This is a genomic window from Streptomyces sp. SID5643 (assembly GCF_009872555.1).
Classification (GTDB): domain Bacteria; phylum Actinomycetota; class Actinomycetes; order Streptomycetales; family Streptomycetaceae; genus Streptomyces; species Streptomyces iakyrus.
Genome location: NZ_WWIC01000246.1, coordinates 1 through 326, shown reverse-complemented (window position 1 = coordinate 326; position 326 = coordinate 1). Strand labels below are relative to the sequence as shown.

General features: G+C 67.5%; 1 protein-coding gene. It reads left to right on the top strand.

Features of this window, described 5'->3' with window-relative positions:
- Positions 1-57: 57 nt before the first annotated feature.
- Positions 58-326: AMP-binding enzyme (locus GTY56_RS26815; protein ID WP_346345595.1), on the top strand; the 269-nt coding region annotated here is incomplete at its 3' end.

The window sequence follows — 326 nt, the reverse complement described above, 5'->3', positions numbered from 1 at the left end:
GGTGAGCGGATGTATCGCACGGGGGACCGGGCGAAGTGGACGGTGGATGGTCAGGTCGTGTTCCTCGGCCGTGTGGATGACCAGGTGAAGGTCCGGGGTTTCCGGATCGAGCCGGGTGAGGTCCAGGCCGTACTGACCGCACACCCGCTGGTCGCTCAGGCTGCTGTGATCGCTCGTGAGGACACGCCGGGCGACACCCGCCTGGTGGCCTACGTCGTGCTCGACGACGAGGACGTGGACCCGGCTGAACTGGTCGCCACGCTCAGGCAGTTCGCTGTCCAGCGGTTGCCGGAGCACATGGTTCCCTCGGCGGTCGTCGTCCTCGA